The 22,279-nt window shown below is 61.1% G+C and carries 20 protein-coding genes; 11 read left to right on the forward strand and 9 right to left on the reverse strand.

Features of this window, described 5'->3' with window-relative positions; all coding sequences use genetic code 11:
* Positions 1–12: 12 nt before the first annotated feature.
* Complete coding sequence (locus ACI512_RS06770) at positions 13–759, forward strand: hypothetical protein (RefSeq protein WP_052308614.1); 747 nt, start codon at positions 13–15, stop codon at positions 757–759.
* On the forward strand, positions 752–1,204 hold the full coding sequence (gene rimI, locus ACI512_RS06775; RefSeq protein WP_003188286.1) for a ribosomal protein S18-alanine N-acetyltransferase: 453 nt from the start codon (positions 752–754) through the stop codon (positions 1,202–1,204). The genes ACI512_RS06770 and rimI overlap by 8 nt, the downstream gene beginning before the upstream one ends.
* Positions 1,205–1,325: 121 nt before the next feature.
* Here the strand turns inward: rimI and ACI512_RS06780 are convergent, their stop codons facing one another.
* Entirely contained in the window at positions 1,326–1,730 is a 405-nt protein-coding gene (locus ACI512_RS06780) for a hypothetical protein (protein WP_043204736.1), read from the reverse strand.
* Positions 1,731–1,869: 139 nt separating this feature from the next.
* Between ACI512_RS06780 and can the strand changes: the two genes are divergently transcribed.
* A complete protein-coding gene (gene can / locus ACI512_RS06785; RefSeq protein WP_003188288.1) occupies positions 1,870–2,514 on the forward strand; it encodes a carbonate dehydratase in 645 nt (214 codons plus the stop codon).
* On the opposite strand, the gene ACI512_RS06790 is transcribed toward can, so the two are convergent.
* From ACI512_RS06790 to ACI512_RS06805, 4 genes are all read right to left on the reverse strand, one after another.
* Positions 2,511–3,032, reverse strand: coding sequence for a hypothetical protein (locus ACI512_RS06790; RefSeq protein ID WP_064054670.1), 522 nt, complete (start codon positions 3,030–3,032; stop codon positions 2,511–2,513). The genes can and ACI512_RS06790 overlap by 4 nt on opposite strands.
* A gap of 146 nt (positions 3,033–3,178) precedes the next feature.
* Complete coding sequence (locus ACI512_RS06795) at positions 3,179–4,348, reverse strand: hypothetical protein (RefSeq protein ID WP_236379743.1); 1,170 nt, start codon at positions 4,346–4,348, stop codon at positions 3,179–3,181.
* Positions 4,349–4,470: 122 nt separating this feature from the next.
* The gene (gene acpA, locus ACI512_RS06800) at positions 4,471–6,171 is read right to left on the reverse strand and encodes an acid phosphatase (protein WP_236379744.1); all 1,701 of its coding nucleotides are present in this window, start codon (positions 6,169–6,171) and stop codon (positions 4,471–4,473) included.
* A gap of 94 nt (positions 6,172–6,265) precedes the next feature.
* Entirely contained in the window at positions 6,266–6,586 is a 321-nt protein-coding gene (locus ACI512_RS06805; RefSeq protein WP_236379745.1) for a hypothetical protein, read from the reverse strand.
* A 238-nt stretch (positions 6,587–6,824) separates the two neighbouring features.
* Here ACI512_RS06805 and ACI512_RS06810 point away from each other — a divergent pair, with 238 nt between their 5' ends.
* Positions 6,825–7,115, forward strand: coding sequence for a nucleotidyltransferase family protein (locus ACI512_RS06810; RefSeq protein ID WP_064054672.1), 291 nt, complete (start codon positions 6,825–6,827; stop codon positions 7,113–7,115).
* A 132-nt stretch (positions 7,116–7,247) separates the two neighbouring features.
* Here the strand turns inward: ACI512_RS06810 and ACI512_RS06815 are convergent, their stop codons facing one another.
* Positions 7,248–8,666: a short-chain fatty acid transporter gene (locus tag ACI512_RS06815; RefSeq protein WP_046034146.1), complete on the reverse strand. Its 1,419-nt coding sequence runs from the start codon at positions 8,664–8,666 to the stop codon at positions 7,248–7,250.
* Positions 8,667–8,851: 185 nt separating this feature from the next.
* Between ACI512_RS06815 and ACI512_RS06820 the strand changes: the two genes are divergently transcribed.
* The 3 genes from ACI512_RS06820 (at position 8,852) to ACI512_RS06830 (ending at position 11,858) form a co-directional block, all read left to right on the forward strand.
* Complete coding sequence (locus ACI512_RS06820; protein WP_236379746.1) at positions 8,852–10,156, forward strand: MFS transporter; 1,305 nt, start codon at positions 8,852–8,854, stop codon at positions 10,154–10,156.
* A 71-nt stretch (positions 10,157–10,227) separates the two neighbouring features.
* Complete coding sequence (locus tag ACI512_RS06825; RefSeq protein ID WP_236379747.1) at positions 10,228–11,364, forward strand: ImmA/IrrE family metallo-endopeptidase; 1,137 nt, start codon at positions 10,228–10,230, stop codon at positions 11,362–11,364.
* Complete coding sequence (locus ACI512_RS06830; protein WP_236379748.1) at positions 11,361–11,858, forward strand: DUF4411 family protein; 498 nt, start codon at positions 11,361–11,363, stop codon at positions 11,856–11,858. Before ACI512_RS06825 ends, ACI512_RS06830 begins: the two co-directional genes overlap by 4 nt.
* Before the next feature lie 41 nt (positions 11,859–11,899).
* Here ACI512_RS06830 and ACI512_RS06835 read toward each other — a convergent pair whose 3' ends face one another.
* On the reverse strand, positions 11,900–13,270 hold the full coding sequence (locus ACI512_RS06835) for a gluconate:H+ symporter (protein ID WP_064054676.1): 1,371 nt from the start codon (positions 13,268–13,270) through the stop codon (positions 11,900–11,902).
* A 259-nt stretch (positions 13,271–13,529) separates the two neighbouring features.
* On the opposite strand from ACI512_RS06835, the gene ACI512_RS06840 reads away from it, so the two are divergent.
* From ACI512_RS06840 to ACI512_RS06855, 4 genes are all read left to right on the forward strand, one after another.
* The gene (locus tag ACI512_RS06840) at positions 13,530–14,435 is read left to right on the forward strand and encodes a cation diffusion facilitator family transporter (RefSeq protein WP_236379749.1); all 906 of its coding nucleotides are present in this window, start codon (positions 13,530–13,532) and stop codon (positions 14,433–14,435) included.
* 109 nt (positions 14,436–14,544) lie between these two features.
* Positions 14,545–15,768 carry a TolC family protein gene (locus ACI512_RS06845; protein WP_236379751.1) on the forward strand — a complete coding sequence of 408 codons (1,224 nt, stop codon included), beginning with the start codon at positions 14,545–14,547 and terminating at the stop codon, positions 15,766–15,768.
* Between the two features lie 18 nt (positions 15,769–15,786).
* Positions 15,787–16,893 carry an efflux RND transporter periplasmic adaptor subunit gene (locus ACI512_RS06850; RefSeq protein WP_012722074.1) on the forward strand — a complete coding sequence of 369 codons (1,107 nt, stop codon included), beginning with the start codon at positions 15,787–15,789 and terminating at the stop codon, positions 16,891–16,893.
* Positions 16,894–16,911: 18 nt separating this feature from the next.
* On the forward strand, positions 16,912–20,058 hold the full coding sequence (locus ACI512_RS06855) for a CusA/CzcA family heavy metal efflux RND transporter (protein WP_236379753.1): 3,147 nt from the start codon (positions 16,912–16,914) through the stop codon (positions 20,056–20,058).
* On the opposite strand, the gene ACI512_RS06860 is transcribed toward ACI512_RS06855, so the two are convergent.
* On the reverse strand, positions 19,973–21,409 hold the full coding sequence (locus tag ACI512_RS06860; RefSeq protein ID WP_236379755.1) for a heavy metal sensor histidine kinase: 1,437 nt from the start codon (positions 21,407–21,409) through the stop codon (positions 19,973–19,975). The genes ACI512_RS06855 and ACI512_RS06860 overlap by 86 nt on opposite strands.
* The gene (locus ACI512_RS06865) at positions 21,406–22,080 is read right to left on the reverse strand and encodes a heavy metal response regulator transcription factor (RefSeq protein WP_236379757.1); all 675 of its coding nucleotides are present in this window, start codon (positions 22,078–22,080) and stop codon (positions 21,406–21,408) included. The genes ACI512_RS06860 and ACI512_RS06865 overlap by 4 nt, the downstream gene beginning before the upstream one ends.
* Positions 22,081–22,279 lie beyond the last annotated feature (199 nt).

Here is a 22,279-nt window from a genome sequence, read left to right on the forward strand (position 1 = left end):
TACTTGACCGCCATGCAGGTGGTCAACTGGCTGCCCCGCACCGAACTGCCGTTTGCCGCGCCGTCGCGGCCCGAGCTGTTGCAGGCGCCTGAGCCCTATGAGGCATTCGAGTCGTCGGGGGAGGAGGCGGCTGCACCGGTGGCGGTGGTCAAACCCACTCCGGAATCGCGCCCGGCCGTCGAACGGGCGAAGATCGAAGTGCCGCGCCCTTCGCCGGTGGTCAAGGCGGCCAAGGTGGTCGAGGAGGCCGCCCCGGTGGTCAAGGCCCCGGTGGTGCCGCCGCCGCGTTTCGCCCTGCAATTGCTGCGGGCCGGGCGCTGCCTGCTGCTGGTGGAGTTGCCGACCGGTGAACGCTTCCAGACCCGCGACCCCGCCTACATGCTGCTTAAGGACATGCTGCGCGCTGCCGGCCTGCCAGACAGCCCGCAAATCGTCGGCGACCCGGTACGTTGGCCGCTGCTGGTGCGTGGCACCATGGACCAGGGCCCGGAAGCCGCGCGGGACTTTGTGCAAGGCTTTGTCTCGGCACGCCTGGAAGACGAACCCTGTGTGTGCCTGTGGCTGATCGGCCTGCCCGCCGTGCGCTTTGCCGGTGAAGCCAATGCCGAAGCCTGGTACCGCGAGCTGCAGGTCGACAGCCTGGGCACAGTGTGGGCCCTGCCGGGCCTGGAATTATTAATGGAAGAGCCACAGCGTAAGGCTGATGTCTGGCAAGCCATGCGCCGGCTGATGGCGCGCTGGAAAACAACCGATGAGTGAGGCTTTATCCTTCCGCCCGATGACCGAGGCTGACCTCGACGCCGTGCTGAAAATCGAATACGCGGCGTTCAGCCACCCCTGGACGCGTGGGATCTTTCTCGACGGGCTGGGCAAGTACCAGATCTGGCTGATGTTCGAAGGTGAGCAGCAAGTGGGCCACGGCGTGGTGCAGATCATCCTGGATGAAGCGCATTTGCTGAACATCACCGTGAAGCCGGAAAACCAGGGCCGTGGCCTCGGCCTGGCACTGCTGGAGCACCTGATGTCCCGCGCGTATGCCGCCAATGCGCGGGAATGCTTCCTGGAAGTGCGCGACAGCAATACCGGCGCGTTTCGCCTGTATGAGCGCTATGGCTTCAATGAAATCGGCCGTCGGCGCGACTACTACCCCGCCGTGGGGGGCCGCGAAGATGCGGTCGTGATGGCCTGCACCTTGGTCGACTAAGTCACAAAAACCACTGTGGGAGGGGGCTTGCTCCCGATGGCGGGCTGTCAGTCAATGCAGGTGTCGACTGATCCACCGCTACCGGGAGCAAGCCCCCTCCCACATTTGGATCGACGGTGTGTCAGCGGTTGCCGTCGACGGGGTCGATATCCGCCAACTCCGCCTCATCCAGCCCATTCCCGCCGCCAATCTCATCTTCATCCACGATGCTCAAATCCCAGTCGGCCGGTTGACTTTCGCCGGCTTCCTGGGCATCCCGCGCACCATCTTCATGGATCAGTGTTTCGGGGCTCATGTCATCGTCGGTCGATTCATGATCATCCGTCGAAGCGCCGGTCATCCCGGCCTCTCGCACCCGTTCGTCGGGCATCAAGTGCTCGCGCTCGCGGCGCGGGATCTCATCGCCGATCTCCGCGGTCGGTTGCTTATCGTCAAAATCCAGCTCGCGCATCGAACCCATGCGATCTTCGTTGTCATCAATGGGTTCGGGCTGGGTAGCGCCGTAGGGACGTCGTGATTCAGTCATGGCCAATCCTCATACTGTGGGGCTTATAGTGTGTGGACAGGCTCGGCTCCCCAAAGATTCAAGCTAATTTGCGTGCGGCGTGACCTGGACGAGGGGTTGTCAGTCACAAAACTGCGCATCATTCCTGAGGCTTTCCCTGATGAACGAACTACAAGACCTGCTTGATAACAACGAACGCTGGGCGGATGCGATCAAACAGGAAGATCCCGAATTCTTCGCCAAGCTCGCCCGCCAGCAAACCCCGGAATACCTGTGGATCGGCTGTTCCGATGCCCGCGTACCGGCCAACGAAATCGTCGGCATGCTGCCGGGTGATCTGTTCGTGCACCGTAACGTTGCGAACGTGGTGTTGCACACCGACCTCAACTGCCTGTCGGTGATCCAGTACGCGGTGGACGTGCTCAAGGTCAAACACATCCTCGTCACCGGCCACTACGGCTGCGGCGGCGTACGCGCCTCGATGCAAGACCGCCAGTTCGGCCTGATCGACGGCTGGCTGCGCACCATTCGTGACCTTTACTACGAAAACCGCGACGTGTTGGCCCAATTGCCTACCGAAGAAGAGCGCGTAGACCGCATGTGCGAGCTGAATGTGATCCAGCAAGTGGCTAACGTCGGCCACACCAGCATTGTGCAAAACGCCTGGCATCGCGGGCAGAGCCTGTCGATTCATGGCTGCATCTACGGCATCAAGGATGGCCGTTGGAAGAGCTTGAACACCACCATCAGTGGTTTCGAGCAGTTGCCGCCGCAGTATCGCCTGCGTCCGCTGGGCGAAGCCTAAGGGCGTTTGCGCTCGCGCCACCGGGTCATGAACGCTTGTCCCTCGGCGTTCAATGGCTCATCGCGACCGGTGACCCAGCCTCGGCAGTTCAGCTCGCGGCATTGGCAAGCGAACTGCCGGAACAGCACGTCTTCGGTGCTGGCGTAATCCATGGTCAGGAGGTCGCCGGCGAGGATCTCATGCAGGGTCCAGACCTCCAGGTAATGCAGGTCGAGAAACACGTTCGGTTCGCAGGAATGAGAGAGCAGGCCAGTGAACCAACAGTCATAGAGGTGCAGGCGGGATGACAACTGCAAAGTATGCAGGCGTCGTTCACTGAGGGCATAGCCGGAGATCTTGGCGATGCAGACGCGACTATCGAAGGCGACTTGCGCTTTGATACCGGCGCCCATGCCATCGACTGCGTGCACCACTTCGAAGTGTTTCGTCGAAGGGTAGCCCTTTCCCAGTGTGGAGTTGAAGGGGTAAAGGCACTCACTTGCAGTGGTTTTAGCCTTTTCCATGGCTTGAGTTTTCATAACTCTCCTGGTTCAGGCTGCATCGACCTGCGGGTGGTGGCTGACTACCAGTCTTGCAGCGGATGGGTGCGGCTCAAGACTCGCTCAACATGGATCCGATTTCTACTGTCAATGTTGACAGTAGAAATCGGTTATTTGTGTACCGGCTACAGTGCCGGGGCTGCGATGGCCGGAGCAGGGGCGGCGCTTTTCAGCTGCTTCAACTGGGCTTTTATGGCCGGGGTGGCACATTTCGCGTTGGCTTCTTCCGGGGACAGGTTGCGCACCGAGGTATAAAACAACTCACAGGTTTGCTCCTTGCGCGTGACTTGCCAGGTATTTATGCACGCCTTGAGCAGCACGTTCGCATCACTCGCCGGTTTTTGGCCCATCCCGGCCTGCCAGCACGCGGCGCTCAGGTCCTGGCCCATCACCTTCAAACCGGCCTCATCGGCTTTCTGCTCGTTGCCGTCGTAGGTGTCGGGGCTGGCCGCATACCAGATGTAACTCGGGTGGTTGGCACCCAACACCGAGACGGTTTTGCCGGCGGCCGGGCTGATCTGCGCCAGGCCCAGCACTGCCACGCTCTGCCCGTATTGTTGTTTGATCCAGCTGCGCACCGGCGCGCCGAACGCCACCATCGGCAAAGCGCCTTTGGGGGGCAGGCTCAGTTCTTGAACCATGCGCGTCTGGTAATCGGTGAAGTAGCTGTAGACGTTTTCCAGGTCCTTGCCCGCATTGGAAGGCGCGGCGATGGGCGCGATATCGATGATGGTCTGGTACGCCGGGGTTTCGGTCGCCGGGATGCCATTATCCGTGAGCAGGGTGGCCCAGCGGTCGGTGGTGGCCGATTCGAGGTAATCCTGGGCTTGAGTCAGCGAGTAGTCCGGCGGGAAATGCAGCAGCTCGATGCTTTTACGGTTTTCCAAGGCCATGCCCAGTGGCAGGAACAAGTACCAGTTGTAGGCCCACTTGCCGTCGCTGTTGAGGTTGCTGGCACCTTGATAGGCCAGGTCTGCGGTATTGAGCAACGTGGTCAGGGGCTGGCCATAAGTGTCCGGCACACCGCTGAAGGTCGCCGATACCTGCCCGTCATGGGTCTTGACGCTCACTTTCGCCCGGCTGTAACCATCCCGTTGCAGGCTCTGGTTCAGATAGTGCTCGGCAGTCTGCTCCAGCGTCCATGGCCGAAAGCAGATCACATTGCAGTTGTTGGGGAAGGCAAACAGTTGGGTTACCCGCTGAGTGCTCCCCAGCGGTACCTCGATGTCGGCCTGTACGACCGCACTCGCCATCAGTGCGGCCAGGGTGAAGGACAACCTGGTCGGTTTAAACATTGTTGTTTCCTTGTCAGCGAAAGCCCGTCTGCGCGGGGTGAAAGCCCACCTCCACACAGTAGCGGCTGACCAGGGAAACCGCGTGCTAAATCAGCCGCTGTGTCGCTATTGGATAAGAAAACCTACAGGTTGAACTGTAAAGCGTTGCTTAAGTCCCCCATCGGTTTCTGGCCGCGGGCGATCATTGCGTCATCGCGTTGCTTAAGGCCGTCCAGGGTCTCCAGCTGAAACACCCGGGTGATCAGCCGCAGAATCGACGCCGTGTCGTACACCGTATGGTCCACCGTGCCTTTGCGCGCGAACGGTGACACCACGATCGCTGGCACCCGCGTACCCGGCCCCCAGCGGTCGCCCTTGGGCGGCGCGACGTGGTCCCACCAGCCGCCGTTTTCATCGACGGTCACCACCACCACCATGTTTTTCCACTGCGGGCTTTCTTGCAGCACTTTCAAGGCGCGCGCGATATGACGGTCGCCCGAGGCTACGTCGGCATAGCCCGCGTGCATGTTCAGGTTGCCCTGGGGTTTGTAGAAGGTCACGGCGGGCAGTTTGCCGGCCTCGGCATCGGCAAAGAACCGGTTGGTGTTCGATTCATCCCCCAAACCGCCATCGCGCAGGCGTTTGTCACGCTCGGCGCGGTTTTCCGGGCCCTGCTGCTTGAAGTAGTTGAACGGCTGATGGTGGTACTGGAAGTTCGGAATCTTCGGGATGCCGCCCGAGTCCTTGAACTGGTCCAGGGTCGCTTGCCACGCACCGGCGTACCAGGCCCAATCGACATTCTTTTTCGACAGCTTGTCACCGATGTGTTCGTGGGTTTGCGGCACCAGCACGTTAGGCAGATCGGCCTTTGCGTAATCCGGGTTTTCCGGGTCGCGGATCCAGGTCGGCCAATAGGGCGGGGCCAGGGTATTCACACCGTACCCATCCGGGGTCAGGGCGCTGGGGCCGAACTGCGGCGGACCGGTCATAGCGCTGGCCGGGGACTTGTCCAGCGGCTTGAGACGCGGGTCGGTGGGGTCATCGCTCTGCAGCGTGGCGATCTGCGCCTTGGCTACCGATTGCGCGGCATTCGGGTAAAACGGCGCGGTGGCGCTGATCAGGTATTGATGGTTGAGGAACGAGCCACCAAACGCGCCCTGGAAGAAGTTATCGCAGAGTACAAACTCCTTGGCCACGTCCCACAGGCGCAGGGAATAACGGCTCTGGGCGTAATGGCCCATCACCAGGCCGCCTGAGTCTGCCCAGGCGACAAAACCGTCGTTCTTGCCGCCGTTGATCTGCATCTGGTTCTGATAGAACACGTGCCACAGGTCACGCGTGACCAGGCTCAAAGGCAGGTCTTCGGCATTCGGGCCCTTGAGGGCAAATGGCGCGTTGGGTAGGTTTTCCTGGAATTGCACTTCGCTGGGGTAGGTCACCCCGTCCACCGTTTGCGGGCCGACCTGCAACACGCCGCCCCAGGCCGGAGGCAGGGTGGTCAGCATGCTACCGTCGCGGTCGCGTTGCTGTGTGTCGGCAGCGGAAAGCGCCGACAGTGGTTTCTCCACACCGGGGAAATCTGCAAACAGGTTGTTGAAACTGCGGTTCTCGGCATAGATCACCACCACGGTTTTCACTTGGTCGTGCAACGCCTTGTCCAGCTCTTGTGGCGTGAGCGGTCGCGCCACCGGTTTACCCGGTGCCTCGCTGGTATTGCCGCAGGCACTCAAGGTCGCGCCGACCCCCAACACCGCCGCGCCCCCGAGGAAACGCCGACGGCTGGTGTCCACCGACGGTTGCGTTACGGAATCGGGGGAAAGGCGGTCTTCGTGATCGTCACTCATTGCGCGGGAGTCCTGGCGAGATGTTGCAAGATATTTCGCAGGACGGTAGCAACGCAATGTGACGGAACGAAGACAGTGATTTAAACTTGGGGGGTCACAGCAGGCGCAGTGCCAGCTGGCTGCCCGCCCGCAAGTACTCCACCTGGGCCGTCACCGCATCTTTGACAATGGCCTCACCCGTATCGGTCAGCCTGGCCTTTTTTGCATCGATCACACTGCTCTGCAACAGCTGCATGGCCACGTCGATGGATTTCTGGAAGGCGGTCACGTTGTTATGCAGGCCGAACTCTTCGATAACCGAGGCCATGCGGCGATCGGCGTCGTCTCGCAGGGCCCTGTATTCAGTGAATGAAACGTTGTCGTCCTGATAAATATCAGTGATCAACGTTTCCAGTGATTTGGATAGGGGCGTCATCGGATCTCCTGGGTGTTAAGTGAGTAGGTGTCCGAGTCAGGTTAATCAAAGGTCTGGGTGGAGGGAGTCAGGGGTTGCCATCTGCCTGAATGAGATAAGTCCACGCGCTTTATCAGAAAGCTGGCTTTCAGCTTGTCGATTCATATCGGCGCTGATATCTCGTCTGGCTGTATGCAGGTGTCTACCGATGGCCAGCGCTGCTAGACTGGTTCGATAATGGATACCATTGAGGTGAACCGTGAAACCTTCTACCGCCCTTGACCAACAGCGAGCTGCCGTCAGAGAAGTGGTGGGCCGTTTTCGCATTTCAAACCCAAGAGTATTTGGGTCTGTTTTACTGGGTACCGACCAAGAGGGCAGCGATCTGGATTTATTGGTCGATGCCCCACCGGGAACCACCCTTTTTGATCTTGGTGGGCTTCAGGTAGAGCTTGAGGACCTGCTTGGCGTCAATGTGGACTTACTGACACCCGCCGACTTGCCTTTGAAGTTTCGCGCGAAAGTCTTGGCTGAGGCGCGTCCGATATGACAGCAAACCGACTTGGAGATTATTTGAATCACATCCGGCAAGCGGCTACTGACGCGATTACTTTTGTTGACGGCTTGAGCGTCGCTACTGCATGAATGCACCTGTTGCAACAACAGGTGCATCATCCGTTTATTAAGGCATCACAGGCGGCAAATACTTCAACGTCGTCCCCAACGCCCACAGCAGGAACAACACCAGCGGCGTGTGCACCAGCAACTGCACGAAGGAAAACCCGATCAAATCCCGCGCCTTCAACCCCAGCACCCCCAGCAGCGGCAGCATATAGAACGGGTTGATCAGGTTCGGCAGCGCCTCGGCGGCGTTGTAGATCTGCACTGCCCAGCCCAGGTGGTATTGCAGGTCATTGGCCACTTGCATCACGTAAGGCGCTTCGATAATCCACTTGCCGCCGCCCGACGGGATAAAGAAGCCCAGTACCGCCGAGTACACGCCCATCAGCAGTGCATAAGTGTCGTGGGAGGCGATGGAGGTGAAGAAGGTCGAGATATGGTGCGCCAGGGTCTGGCCGTCGCCACCCTTGACCACGGTCATCAGCGCCGCGATGGAGCCGTACAGCGGAAACTGGATCAGCACGCCGGTGGTGGTCGGCACCGCGCGTGCCACCGCGTCGAGGAAACTGCGCGGGCGCCAGTGCAGCAGGGCGCCGGTCATGATGAACAGGAAGTTATAGGTGTTCAGCCCCGAGATCGCACTGATCGCTGGCTTGGTCGAGAACTCATGGAACAGCCAACCCGCCGCCAGCACCGCCAGCAGGATGGTCAGCAGCGGGCTGTGTTCCAGCCATTCACCTGGACGGGTGGGGGCTTGCAGCTTGGGCAGGTTGAACGCCGGGTCGACGCCGCAGGCCTTGGCATCGCGGGCGCTGTTCGGGCCGGGTGCGGTGGCGTAGGCGATGATCAGCGACACCACGATCAACGCCAGCAACAGCACGCCGGATTGCCACAGGAAGATGGTGTCGGTGAATGGGATCACACCCGTGATCGACAGAATCGATGGCGGCAGGCTGGCCGGGTTGGCCTGCAACTGTGCCGCCGACGACGACAGCCCCAACGCCCACACCGCGCCAAGCCCCAGGTAAGCCGCAGCCCCGGCCGCGCGATAATCCATGCGCAAATCCGTACGACGCGCCAGCGCCCGCACCAACAAACCGCCAAACACCAGGGACAGGCCCCAGTTGAGCAAGGACGCGACCATCGAGATCAACGCCACCCAGGCCACGGCGGAGCGGCCGTTCTTCGGGATACGCGCCAGGCGGTCGATCAGTTTTACCGCCGGCGGCGAACTGGCCACCACATAACCACCAATCACCACAAAGGCCATCTGCATGGTGAACGGGATAAGGCTCCAGAACCCATCGCCAAAAGCCTTGGCGGCTTCGGTCGGTGCGGCGCCCATGCCCAGGGTCGCCACGGCGACGATGATCACGGCGAGCGCGGCAAATACCCAGGAGTCGGGAAACCAGCGTTCGGCGAAGTTGGAACAGCGCAGGGCAAATCGGGCATAGCGGCTTTCTTCGATAGCATCGGCCACGAGTCTTTCCTCTTGTCTTTATTATGGTGTTGGCAGTTTTACGGCATGTTCCGCTACGGCCATTGATATGGGAATGCAGTTATCTTCATCGATCCATGAGGAAAACAAATATATCTGCCGTGATTGCCATCATCCGGTTCACCTCATAACCTGCACGCCATTTTGTTTGTCTGCCGAGCCTTCATATGACTGCCACCTTTCCCCTACAGGCGCAGCGTTTTTCCCGCTCCGACTACAAAACCCTGGGCCTGGCCGCCCTGGGCGGTGCCCTGGAAATCTACGATTTCATCATCTTCGTGTTTTTCGCGCTGACCTTGAGCCAACTGTTCTTCCCGCCGGAAATGCCCGAGTGGCTGCGCCTGCTGCAAAGTTTTGGCATCTTCGTCACCGGCTACCTGGCCCGCCCGCTGGGCGGCATCCTGATGGCGCACTTTGCCGATCACCTGGGGCGCAAGCGCGTGTTCAGCCTGAGCATCCTGATGATGGCCTTGCCCTGCCTGCTGATCGGGATCATGCCCACCTATGCACACATCGGTTATTTCGCACCGCTGATCCTGCTGGCGCTGCGCGTGCTGCAAGGCGCAGCAGTGGGGGGTGAAGTACCCAGCGCCTGGACCTTCGTCGCCGAACACGCTCCCGCCCCTCATCGCGGCTACGCCCTGGGCTTCCTGCAAGCCGGCCTGACCTTCGGCTACCTGCTCGGCGCGCTCACCGCGACCTTGCTGGCGCAAGTCTTCACCCCGGCCGAAATCCTCGACTACGCCTGGCGCTTCCCCTTCCTGCTCGGCGGGGTGTTCGGCGTGATCGGCGTGTGGCTGCGCCGCTGGCTCAATGAGACCCCGGTGTTCCTCGAAATGCAGGCCCGTCGCCAGGCGGCCGCAGAACTGCCTTTGCGCACCGTGCTTCGCGACCACCGCGCCGTCCTGCTACCCGCGATGATCCTCACCTGCGTGCTCACCTCGGCGGTGGTCGTCCTCGTGGTCATCACCCCCACCATGATGCAAAAAACCTTCGGCATGAGCCCCAGCCACACCTTCGCCTTGAGCGCCTTGGGCATCGTGTTCCTGAATATCGGCTGCGTACTGGCCGGCCTGCTGGTAGACCGCATCGGCGCCTGGCGCGCGGTGCTGGTCTACAGCCTGCTATTACCGGTAGGGATTGGCATTCTGTACGCCAGCTTGATCAACGGCGGCGTCTGGCTGGGCGCGGCGTATGCCGTCGCAGGCTTGAGTTGCGGCGTGGTGGGCGCGGTGCCGTCGGTGATGGTCGGCCTGTTTCCGGCGCAGGTGCGGGTGTCGGGGATTTCCTTTACCTACAACATTGCCTACGCGCTGTGGGCGAGTACGACGCCGTTGATGTTGATTGCACTGATGCCGACCAGCCCCTGGATTTGCGTGATTTACTGCGGGGTGATGGGGGCGGTGGGCGTGGTGAGTGTGGGGCTGTTTGGTAAGCGCCACCCAGTAGATGCTGTTACAAAAGGCCGCTAGGGCCATCAATTGACGAGTATTTGCTGCCGCTCCTATAGTCCTGTCCACTCCTGACGGACACGCATGAACCCATGACTCAGAGCGCCTTTATCAACCCCGAAATCCTCTCCTGGTCTCGCCAGCGGGCGGGGCTGTCTGAGGCACAGATTGCCAAAGGGCTTACGGTCAAATTGGAAAGGGTGAAAGAGTGGGAGGCGGGTCAGAGTCTTCCCAGCTTTAGCCAGGCACAAAAGTGGGCTGCCATTGCACACGTCGCGTTTGGCGTCCTTTTTCTCAAGGCTCCCCCGCCGGAGTCTCTTCCTCTGCCAGACCTGCGTACGGTGGGTGGCGTGTTTCCCGACAAGCCCAGCTTGAACTTGATGGACACTGTAAGAGACGTGCTCCGTAAGCAAGACTGGTACTTGGAATATTTGCAGGACCACGAACCCTCCCCGCTGTCCTTCGTGGGAAGTTTCAGTAGCCGTTCGCCCATCAAGGACGTGGTTGCAGATATTCGTCGCGTACTCGGCATGACGGATGCTTTTGCTCGTATGAGTTATGACGATTATTTCAGGGCGTTAGTGAATGGCGCGGAGGAGGCCGGCATTCTCGTCATGCGCAGCGGGGTTGCCTTGGGAAACACCCATCGGAAACTTAATGTCAGTGAGTTTCGAGGATTTGCGATCAGCAATGCTCTAGCCCCGGTGGTCTTCATCAATAGTGCGGACGCACCCACGGCACGGCTTTTTACATTGATGCATGAGCTGGTGCATGTCTGGATCGATAGCACGGGCGTCTCTGATGGCAACAGTCATAGTGCCCGCCAGGAGGAAGCTTTCTGTAATGCGGTGGCGGGAGAGTTCCTGGCGCCGGAGCTCGTTTTTCGCACGCATTGGGATTCGAATACGCACTGGGAAGAAAACCTGGCGCCACTGGCTGGGCGCTTTCGCGTCAGCACCTTGGTGATTGCCCGTCGGGCCTGTGATCTTGGCTGCATCAGCAGTGATCATTATGGCGCCTACTACCGTCGGATCTTGCAGGCGTATCGAGATAAGGACGGCAGTGGAGGGGACTACTATCGCACAGCGGCTATCAGAAACAGCACCCGTTTGAGCAAGGCCGTTCTGGCCGAAGCGCAGAGTGGGCGGATTCTGCTACGCGATGCGGGAAAACTGCTGGGTGTGCAGCCTGCCAGGTTGAAGGCTTATGGGATGAAACTATCGGCATGAAGCATCTATTGGATTCGAATACGCTGATCGAGGCCAAGAACCGCTATTACGCAATGTCGGTTTGTCCAGGTTACTGGGCATGGATTCTTCAACAACACCAGGCTCTGGAGGTTGCCAGTATCGTCCCGGTAAGAGACGAACTAGCCAGAGGCAATGACGATTTGACCCAGTGGGTCAAAGGTAATACGCACTTGTTTGAAGACGCCAGCGATGAGCCTACTCAGGCTGCATTTGGGCAGATCGTCGCAAAGATTGCGGAGCAGGTGCCTGCGATGAAGGCCGGAGCGTTTGAGGAATTTCTTGAGGGCGCAGATCCCTGGTTGATTGCCAAGGCAATGGTCACGGGTGCAGTGGTTGTCACGCATGAGGTCTACAACCCTGACATCAAGCGCAAGTTCACGATTCCCAATGTGTGCTCACTGTTCGGTGTGCCTTACATGAATACATTTGAGTTGCTCGGCAAGCTCGATGCTCGCTTTGTGTTGCATCAGTGAAGCCATTGAGGGGAAGAGCGTTTCCCCTCAATGCGGTATTTTCAGGTCAAGAAGTGCCACATCAGCAACGTACCGACCAAGCCCACGACGGACACAATCGTCTGCAACACCGACCATACCCAGATCGTCTGCTTCAACTGCAAGCCAAAGTACTCACGCACCATCCAGAACCCGGCATCGTTGACGTGGCAGAAGAACACCGAGCCGGCGCCAATCGCCAGGGCCACCAACGAGCTTTGCGTCGCCGCTAACCCCGCCATCATCGGCGCGAGGATGCCTGCGGTCGTGGTGGTGGCGACGGTGGCCGAGCCGGTGGCCTGGCGCAGCGCTACGGCGATCAACCAGGCCAGCAGCAGATACGGCATGTGTGCGCCTTCGGCGACCTTGCTGATGGTCTGGCTGACGCCGGCGTCCAGCAGGGTTTGCTTGAGGCCGCCGCCGGCGCCGATGGTCAACAGCAATACGGCGATGGGGGCGAGGGCTTTGCGCAGGGTGTTGCCGACCTCGGCACGCGGCATGCCGGCGGCCCAGCCCAGGCAGATCACAGCGGCGATCACGGCCAGGCCGAGGGCGATCAGCGGTTCGCCGAGGAACTTCAAGGTCAGGCCGACCGTGCTTTCGGCCGGCAGCGCGACCTTGGCCAAGGTGCTGCCCAGCATCAGAATCACCGGCAACAGAATGATCAGCAACGACACACCAAAGCTCGGCTGGCGCGGCGCTTTGGGCGGTGCGCTGAACAGCGCGCCGATGTCGGCCGGCTCATCCACATGCAGGCGCTTGGACAGCCAGTTGCCGTAGAGCGGGCCAGCCAGGATCACCGCCGGCACCGCCAGGCAGAAGCCCAGCAACATGGTCAGGCCCAGGTCGGCGTGCAACGCGCCCACCGCAATCAGCGGCCCCGGATGCGGTGGCATCAAGGCGTGCAGGGTGGTCATGCCGGCCAGCGCCGGAATGGCGATTTTCAGCAGCGGCTGGTTCGAACGTTTGGCCATCACAAAGATGATTGGCACCATCATCACCAGGCCCACTTCAAAAAACAGCGGCAAGCCGATCACCATGGCCACCAGCGCCATCACCCACGGCAGTGACTTACCCTTGCCCAGTCCTAGCAGGGTGGTGGCTATGCGGTCGGCCGCGCCGGACTCCGCCATCAACGCGCCGAGCATGGAACCCAGGGCAATGATGATCCCCGCTTCACCGAGGATCGCCCCGGCGCCTTTGCTGAACGCCTTGGCCACTTCTTCCGGCGGCAAGCCGGCGCCGACACCGGCGATGAAGGTGCCGATCAGGATCGACAGGAAGGGCGGCAGTTTGGTCGCGCTGATCAGCACAATGATGCTGGCGATGGCCAGCAGTACGCAGAGCATAAGGCGGGTGTCGTGAACCATCCACGCGGCAGTCGATAACTCCAAAGCGGAACTCCTTATCGAACAGGTTGGGAAAATTGTTTCTTTTTGTTTCCTGTTCGAAAAGCATACCTGATACAACTGTGCCAGAGCGTTCAAGCGCACTTTTGGTGCATTTAAAGCTAACAATGGCTTGGCGTGCAGATGACAATTTTGCAACCCATGCCGATGGATCCGGCCTATAGCTCTATGATCCCCGTGCCCTGCGTAAGAGCCCGCTCGCCGGCAAGGCCCACGAGAACATTTACCACCACGAGGATTTTCCATGAGCGCAGGACACAACCACGCCAAAGTACGCGCCGGTCACGAGCGTCTGTTATGGCTCGCCCTGGGCCTGACCGGCAGTTTCATGGTTGCCGAGGTCATCGGTGCATTTATCACCGGCAGTCTGGCGCTGTTGTCCGATGCCGCGCACATGATGACCGACGCCCTGGCCCTGGGCATTTCCCTGGTGGCAATCCATGTGGCCAAGCGTGCCGCAGACCGCAAGCGCACCTTCGGCTATGCGCGTTTCGAAATCCTTGCCGCGGCGTTCAATGCGCTGCTGTTGTTCGTCGTTGCGTTCTACATCCTCTACGAGGCGTATCAGCGGCTGCAGGCGCCCGCCGAGATACAGTCCACCGGCATGCTGGTGATTGCCGTACTGGGGCTGATCGTCAACCTGATTTCCATGCGCCTGCTGAGCGCCGCCAGTGGTGAAAGCCTGAATGTGAAGGGCGCGTACCTGGAGGTCTGGAGCGATATGCTCGGTTCCATCGGCGTGATCATCGCGGCGCTGGTGATCCTGTACACAGGCTGGGGCTGGGTCGACTCGCTGGTCGCCGCGGCCATTGGTTTCTGGGTGTTGCCACGCACGTGGACGTTGCTCAAGGAAAGCATGAACGTCCTGCTGCAAGGCGTGCCGGACGGCATTGACATCGAACAGGTGGAGCAGGCTATTCGCGGTGTGCGTGGGGTCAAGGATGTACACGACCTGCATATCTGGGCGCTCACCAGTGGCAAGAACGTGCTGAGCACCCATCTGGTGGCGGATTCGGCGCTCGGCACGGAACAACAAATCCTCGTCCAGGTGACGGAACTGCTGCATGAGAAATTCGATATTTCCCATGCGACCATCCAGGTCGAAGGCGCCGGCTTTGCGCATGATGAACATGACGAGGTGCATGCCTGATCCTGGCTAACGGATTTGTAATGTTCTGCACACCGCTCTGATAAGTACCGAAAGCTACAGTGCCCCGGCTTGGATTTATCCGCCATTTCATGGGCCTGGAACTCTCGTTATGCCAATTCGCGCAAGAACATTTCTGTGGTCGATCGTCGTGTTTCTGGCGACGGCACAAGGGGTCGGTGCACAAACCCTGACCCTCGATGCGGCCCTGCAAACCGCCTTTGCCAACAACCCTGACCTGGCGGCCGCGCAATGGGAAATCGACATTGCACAGGGCGGTCGCCAGCAGGCGGGGTTGATCCCGAATCCGGTGGCCTCCTGGGATGCCGAAGACACCCGTCGCAACTCCCGCACCACCACCGTTAAACTCAGCCAGACCCTGGAACTGGGCGGCAAGCGCGGTGCGCGCATCGACGTTGCCACCCGAGCCCAGGACGCCGCCGCGCTGACGTTGGAACAGCGCCGCAACACCCTGCGCGCCGAAGTCATCGACAACTACTACGGCGCGCTTCGCGCCCAGGAACGCCTCGACCTGGCGCAGCGGTCCATGGCCGTGGCCGAACGCGGACTGGCCGTCGCCAACGGTCGTGTCACCGCTGGCAAAACCTCGCCGGTGGAGGCGACCCGCGCGCAGGTGCAGTTGTCGGAAATGCGCCTGGAATTGAACCGCGCTCAGATAGGCCTCACCGATGCTTATCGCCGCCTGGCCGCGAGTACCGGCAGCGGCGTGCCGGACTTCCAAGTCGTTGCCACACACACCCAATCCACGCCTGCCTTGCCGCCCGCTAGCCAATTGTTGGCGCGCCTCGAACAAACCGCTGAACTGCGCCTGGCCGAACTGAACATCCTGCAAAACGAAGCCAGCGTCGGCCTGGAAAAAGCCCAGCGTATTCCCGACCTCGACGTGTCCATCGGCAGCCAATACGACGCCAGTGTGCGTGAGCGCGTGAACCTGGTGGGGGTGTCGATGCCGATCCCGCTGTTCAACCGCAATCAGGGCAATGTGCTGGCGGCCACGCGCCGCGCCGATCAGGCCCGAGACCTGCGCAACGCCGCCGAACTGCGCCTGCGCACCGAAACCCGTCAGGCCCTCGACCTGTGGCAAACCGCGAATACCGAAGTGCGCGCCTTCAACCAGCAGATCCTGCCCGCCGCGCAAGAGGCGGTGGACAGCGCCACCCGTGGCTTTGAGATGGGCAAGTTCAGTTTCCTCGACGTGCTCGACGCCCAGCGCACCCTGATCGCGGCTCGCACCCAGTACCTCACGGCCACCGCCCAGGCCACCGACGCCTGGGTGCGTATCGAACGAATTTACGGCGACCTCGCCCGGTTTTGATTTTTCCTGGAGTCCCCTATGAACAACACCCACGGCGTGGCGCTTGCCGTCGCCTTGAGCCTGATGCTGTGCAGCGTTGCTAAGGCCGAGGAAGAAGAAGGCGAACTTGAACTCACCGAGCAGCAGATTCAAGCCGCCGGCATTCAGGTCGCCCAGGCTCAACCGCGGTCTATCAGCACGTTGCTGGTGCTGCCGGGAGAAGTGCGTTTCGACGAAGACCGTACCTCCCACATCGTGCCGCGTGCGGCGGGCGTAGTGGAGTCGGTCAAGGTCAACCTCGGCCAGTCGGTGAAGAAAGGGGAGCTGTTGGCGGTGATCGCCAGCCAGCAGATTTCCGATCAACGCAGTGAGTTGGCCGCCAGTGAGCGGCGCGTCGAACTGGCCCGCACTACCTTCCAGCGCGAGCGGCAGTTGTGGCAGGACAAGATCTCCGCCGAGCAAGACTACTTGCTGGCGCGCCAAGCGCTGCAAGAAGCCGAAATCGCCCTGAACAACGCCCGCCAAAAGATGACCGCATTAAGCGGCAGCGCCGTACTGGTCGGCGGCAATCGCTACGAACTGCGTGCGCCCTTCGCCGGCGTCGTGGTGGAAAAACACCTGGGTGTCGGCGAAGTGGTGAGCGAGACCAGTAATGCCTTCACCCTCTCGGACCTGTCCCAGGTGTGGGTGACCTTTGGTGTATTTCCCAAGGACTTGAACAAGGTACGCGTCGGCAAGCCGGTCAACGTCAGCTCCACCGAAATGGGCACCGAGGTGCTCGGCACCGTGGCCTATGTCGGCAACCTGCTCGGCGAGCAGACACGCACCGCCACTGTGCGCGTGAGTGTGCCCAACCCCGATGACGCCTGGCGGCCTGGCCTATTTGTCAGCGTGCAACTGGCCACCGACACGTTCCAGGCCAAGGTCACCGTGCCCCAGGAGGCGATCCAGACCGTCGAGGACAAACCCTCGGTATTCGTGCGCACCGAGCACGGTTTTGTCACCCGTCACCTGGAACTCGGCGCGAGCGAAAACGGCTACGTCGAAGTGCGCCAGGGCCTCGATGCCGGGGCGCAGGTGGCCACGGTCGGCAGCTTCATCCTCAAGTCCGAACTGGGCAAAGGCTCGGCCGAGCACGCCCATTGATCCTGCGAGTGATTCCCCATGTTTGAGCGCCTTATCCAATTTGCCATCGAGCAGCGCATCATCGTGCTGCTGGCGGTGCTGTTGATGGCCGGTGTCGGCATCGCCAGCTATCAGAAGTTGCCCATCGACGCGGTGCCCGACATCACCAACGTGCAGGTGCAGATCAACTCGGCGGCGGCCGGGTTTTCACCGTTGGAAACCGAGCAGCGCATCACCTTTCCCATCGAAACCGCCATGGCCGGTTTGCCCGGCATGCAGCAGACCCGCTCGCTGTCGCGCTCCGGTTTGTCCCAGGTGACGGTAATTTTCAAGGACGGCACCGACCTTTTTTTCGCCCGGCAATTGGTCAACGAGCGTCTTCAGGTGGCGCGCGAGCAATTGCCCGCCGGTATTGAAACCGCCATGGGGCCGATTTCCACCGGCCTCGGGGAAATTTTCCTATGGACCGTGGAAGCCAAAGACGGCGCGCTCAAGGACGATGGCACGCCCTACACCCCGACCGATCTGCGGGTCATCCAGGACTGGATCATCAAGCCACAACTGCGCAACGTGCCGGGTGTGGCCGAGATCAACACCATCGGCGGCTTTGCCAAGGAATACCAGATTGCGCCCGACCCCAAGCACCTGGCCGCCTACAACCTGACCTTGAATGACCTGGTCACGGCGCTGGAGCGTAACAACGCCAACGTGGGCGCGGGCTACATCGAGCGCAGCGGTGAGCAATTACTGATCCGTGCGCCCGGGCAGTTGGCGTCCATCGATGACATCGCGAACATCGTCATCACCAGCTCGGACGGCACGCCGATCCGCGTGCGCAATGTGGCGCAGGTCGACATCGGCCGTGAGATGCGTACCGGCGCTGCCACGGAAAATGGTCGCGAAGTGGTGCTGGGTACGGTGTTCATGTTGATCGGCGAAAACAGCCGCAGCGTGTCCCAGGCCGTGGCGAAAAAACTTGAAGAGATCAACCGCTCGCTGCCCGAAGGCGTCGTCGCGGTCACCGTCTACGACCGCACCAACTTGGTCGAAAAAGCCATCGCCACCGTGAAGAAAAACCTCTTCGAAGGTGCGCTGCTGGTGGTGGCGGTGCTGTTCCTGTTCCTCGGTAATATCCGCGCTGCGCTGATCACCGCGATGGTGATTCCGCTGGCGATGTTGTTCACCTTTACCGGCATGTTCACCAACAAGGTCAGCGCCAACCTGATGAGCCTCGGCGCGCTGGACTTCGGCATTATCGTCGACGGCGCGGTGGTGATCGTCGAGAACGCGATTCGTCGCCTGGCGCATGCGCAACAGCGTCATGGCCGCCTGCTGACCCGCAGCGAGCGCCTGCATGAAGTCTTCGCCGCCGCCAAGGAAGCGCGGCGGGCGCTGATCTTCGGGCAACTGATCATCATGGTGGTGTACCTGCCGATCTTCGCCCTCACCGGGGTGGCCGGGAAGATGTTCCACCCGATGGCGTTTACCGTGGTGATTGCCTTGTTGGGCGCAATGATTCTGTCGGTGACCTTCGTGCCGGCGGCGATTGCGCTGTTTGTGACTGGCAAGGTCAAGGAAGACGAAAACTTCGTCATGCGCAGCGCACGCCGGGTCTATGCGCCGGTGCTCGATTGGGTGATGGCGCGCCGGCCGCTGGTGTTCGGCTTGGCCGTGTTGACCATTGTCGCCTCGGGCGTTGTCGCCAGCCGCATGGGCAGTGAATTTATTCCCAGCCTCAGCGAAGGTGATTTTGCCCAGCAAGCCTTGCGTGTGCCAGGCACCAGCCTGACGCAGTCGGTGCAGATGCAGCAGCAACTGGAAAAAACCTTGATGGCCCAGGTGCCGGAAATCGAGCGGGTATTCGCGCGTACCGGTACCGCGGAAATTGCCTCCGACCCGATGCCGCCGAATATTTCCGACAGCTACGTGATGCTCAAGCCCAAGGACCAATGGCCCGATCCGGACAAGTCCCGCGAGACCCTCATCGCCGACATCCAGCGCGCCAGTGCGATTGTGCCGGGCAGTGCGTACGAGTTGTCGCAACCGATCCAATTGCGTTTCAACGAGCTGATCTCCGGGGTGCGCAGCGATGTGGCGGTGAAGGTGTTCGGCGACGACATGGACGTGCTCAACAAGACCGCCGGTGAAATCGCCGAGACCCTGCAAAAGCTCAGCGGCGCCTCGGAAGTCAAGGTTGAACAAACCTCCGGCCTGCCGGTGCTGACCATCAATATCGACCGCGACAAGGCCGCGCGTTTTGGCCTGAATGTGGGCGATGTGCAGGACACCATTGCCGTCGCCGTCGGCGGGCGCCAGGCCGGTACGTTGTACGAAGGTGATCGCCGTTTTGACATGGTTGTGCGTTTGTCCGACGCGCTGCGCACCGATATCGATGGGCTGTCACGGCTGTTGGTTCCGGTGCCGGGTAACGCGTCTGGCCAGCTGGGTTTTATCGCCTTGTCCCAGGTCGCCAGCCTGGACCTGGTGCTCGGCCCGAACCAGATCAGCCGCGAGAACGGCAAGCGCCTGGTGATCGTCAGTGCCAACGTGCGTGGGCGGGATATCGGCTCATTTGTGGAGGAAGCCGAGGCGGCGTTGATTGCCCAGGTGAAGGTGCCGGCGGGTTACTGGACCACCTGGGGCGGCCAATTCGAACAATTGAAAGAAGCGTCCGAACGCTTGCGCATCGTGGTGCCGGTGGCGTTGCTGCTGGTGTTCGGGCTGCTGTTCATGATGTTCAACAACCTCAAGGACGGCTTGTTGGTGTTTACCGGGATTCCGTTCGCCTTGACCGGTGGGATCATGGCGCTGTGGCTGCGGGATATTCCGCTGTCGATCTCGGCGGGGGTCGGCTTTATTGCCTTGTCCGGCGTGGCGGTGCTGAACGGCCTGGTGATGATCGCCTTCATCCGTAACCTGCGCGAGGAGGGGCGTTCGTTGTCGATGGCGATCAACGAAGGCGCGTTGACCCGGCTGCGTCCGGTGCTGATGACGGCGTTGGTGGCGTCCCTCGGGTTTATCCCCATGGCACTCGCCACCGGCACCGGCGCCGAAGTGCAGCGGCCGCTGGCGACGGTGGTGATCGGCGGGATTATTTCGTCTACGTTGCTGACCTTGCTGGTGTTGCCGGCGTTGTATCAGTGGGCCCATCGCAAGGAAGAGGAAACACCAGGCGGAACCGCGTAAAACGGCCCGGCTGGCTGCTGACGTCGGCGTGCCCCTGATGCAGGTGCATGATCGACTGCACAATCGCCAGCCCCAGGCCGGTGCCGCCTTCGGCTCGGGTGCGGCTGCTGTCGGCGCGATAAAAGCGCTCGAACAGGTGCGGCAGATGATGGGCTTCGATACCGCGCCCGGGATTGCCCACCGACAGCGACACACTCTGGTCGTAGCGTTCCACCAGCAGCAATACGCTGGAGGCGCTCGGGGTATGGCGAATGGCATTGGACAGCAGGTTGGAAATAGCGCGCTGGATCATCAGGCGGTCCCCCGTTACCCAGGCGTCGCCGCGCAGGCTCAGGGTGACGTGCTTGTCCTCGGCGCTGAGGGCGAACAGCTCCATCACCCGCTGCGCTTCCTGTGCCAACGACACCGGGGCAAACTCGGCCCGCGCCGCCGGGTGGCTGACCTGAGCCAGGAACAACATGTCGGAGACCATCCGCGACAGGCGCTCCATTTCCTCGGTACAGGATTCCAGGCTGGCCTTGTATTCCTCTGAGGGCCGTTCACGGGACAGGGTCACCTGCGCCTTGCCCATCAGGTTGGTCAACGGTGCGCGCAGCTCGTGGGCGAGGTCGTCGGAGAATTGCGACAGTTGCTGCACGCCGGCATCGAGGCGGTGCAGCATGAAGTTGATGCCCTGGGCCAATTCGCCCAGCTCCTTGGGCAGGTTGTCCAGCTCCAGGCGATGGGTCAGGTCCTGGGTGCTGACCTTGGCCGCCACGCGGCTGAACTGCTGCAGCGGCGCGAGCCCGCGTTGCACCAGCCACCACGCGCCCATGCCGATCAGGATCAGCAGCATCGGCAGGGCGATCACCGTGGAACGCAGGTAGGCACTGAGCAACGCTTCGTCGTCGGAGCGATCCAGCGACAGCAACACACGCACGTTTTCGCCACTGCTCAGCGGCATCAGGCGGGTGGCGCTGAGGATGCGATTGCCTTGGCCGTCGACCCAGTTCAAGTACGCCAGGGTGTTGCTGGCGGGCACGTCCAACAACAGCGGCTGCTGCGGTTTGGCACCGACGCTCAGCAGCACCGGCGCATTCGGCCGTGCGCCGATGATGGTCAGGTAGATGTTGTCGTGGCCCATCACCAGGTCCAGCAGCGAATGGGGGCGGTCGCTGATGTCGTGGGCGTCAAGGCCCTGGCCGAGGCTGTGCTCCAACTGCTCCATTTTGTTTTCCAGGCCTTTGCGCGCGAGCTTGTCCAGCTCGTGGGTCAGGGCCAGGTACGCCAGGGTCGCCAACAGCACGACGAGGCCGGCGCCCATCAGGCTGACCGTCAACCCCAGGCGCATCGACAGGCTGCTGGTCCTCATGGTCGCGCCTCCAGCACGTAACCCACGCCGCGAATGGTGTGGATCAACTTCACCTCGCTCTGGTCATCGACCTTGCCCCGCAGGCGGCTGATCGAGACTTCCACGACGTTGGTGTCGCAGTCGAAGTTCATGTCCCACACCAGCGAAATAATCTGCGTGCGGGTCATCACTTCACCGGCCTGGCGCATCAGCACCTGCAGCAGCGCGAATTCCTTGGTGGTCAGGTCGATCCGGCGGTCGCCGCGATAGGCGCGATGCCGGCGCGGGTCCAGTTCCAGGTCCGAGACGCGCAGTACGTCCGGCACTGGGATGTGTTCGCTGCGTCGCAACAGGGTGCGCACTCGGGCCAGCAGCTCGGGAAACTCGAAGGGCTTGACCAGGTAATCATCGGCGCCCATGTCCAGGCCCTTGATCTTGTCGGTCAGCCGGCCGCGCGCGGTCAGCATCATCACGCGCTGGTTGCCGTCGCGGCGCAGTTGTTCCAGCACTTCCCAGCCGTCGGTGTTGGGCAAGTTGACATCCAGGATCACCAATTCGTAGCGGTGTTGCCGGGCCAGGTGCAGGCCATCAATGCCGCTGGCCGCGCAATCGACGACATAACCGCTTTCGGTCAAGCCTTGCTGCAGGTAGTCGGCGGTTTTTTGCTCGTCCTCAACCACAAGGATACGCATGGGGGTTACCTTCAAAGAAAACGGAAAGGGGGCATGGCCTCATAGCGAGGCTGGGTAGGCTGTAGGAAAATTCTGAACCGTGAAGTAGCTTTAGGGTCAAGCCACGTCAGGCGGTTGCGACGATTCGTCACTGAGTCGGCGCACAAAAAAAACGCCCCGTCCGGGGCGCAAAAATTCATCTCTGTTCCAAAGGAGCTAC

Origin of the sequence: Pseudomonas petroselini (assembly GCF_045037875.1) — a bacterium.
GTDB lineage: Bacteria > Pseudomonadota > Gammaproteobacteria > Pseudomonadales > Pseudomonadaceae > Aquipseudomonas > Aquipseudomonas petroselini.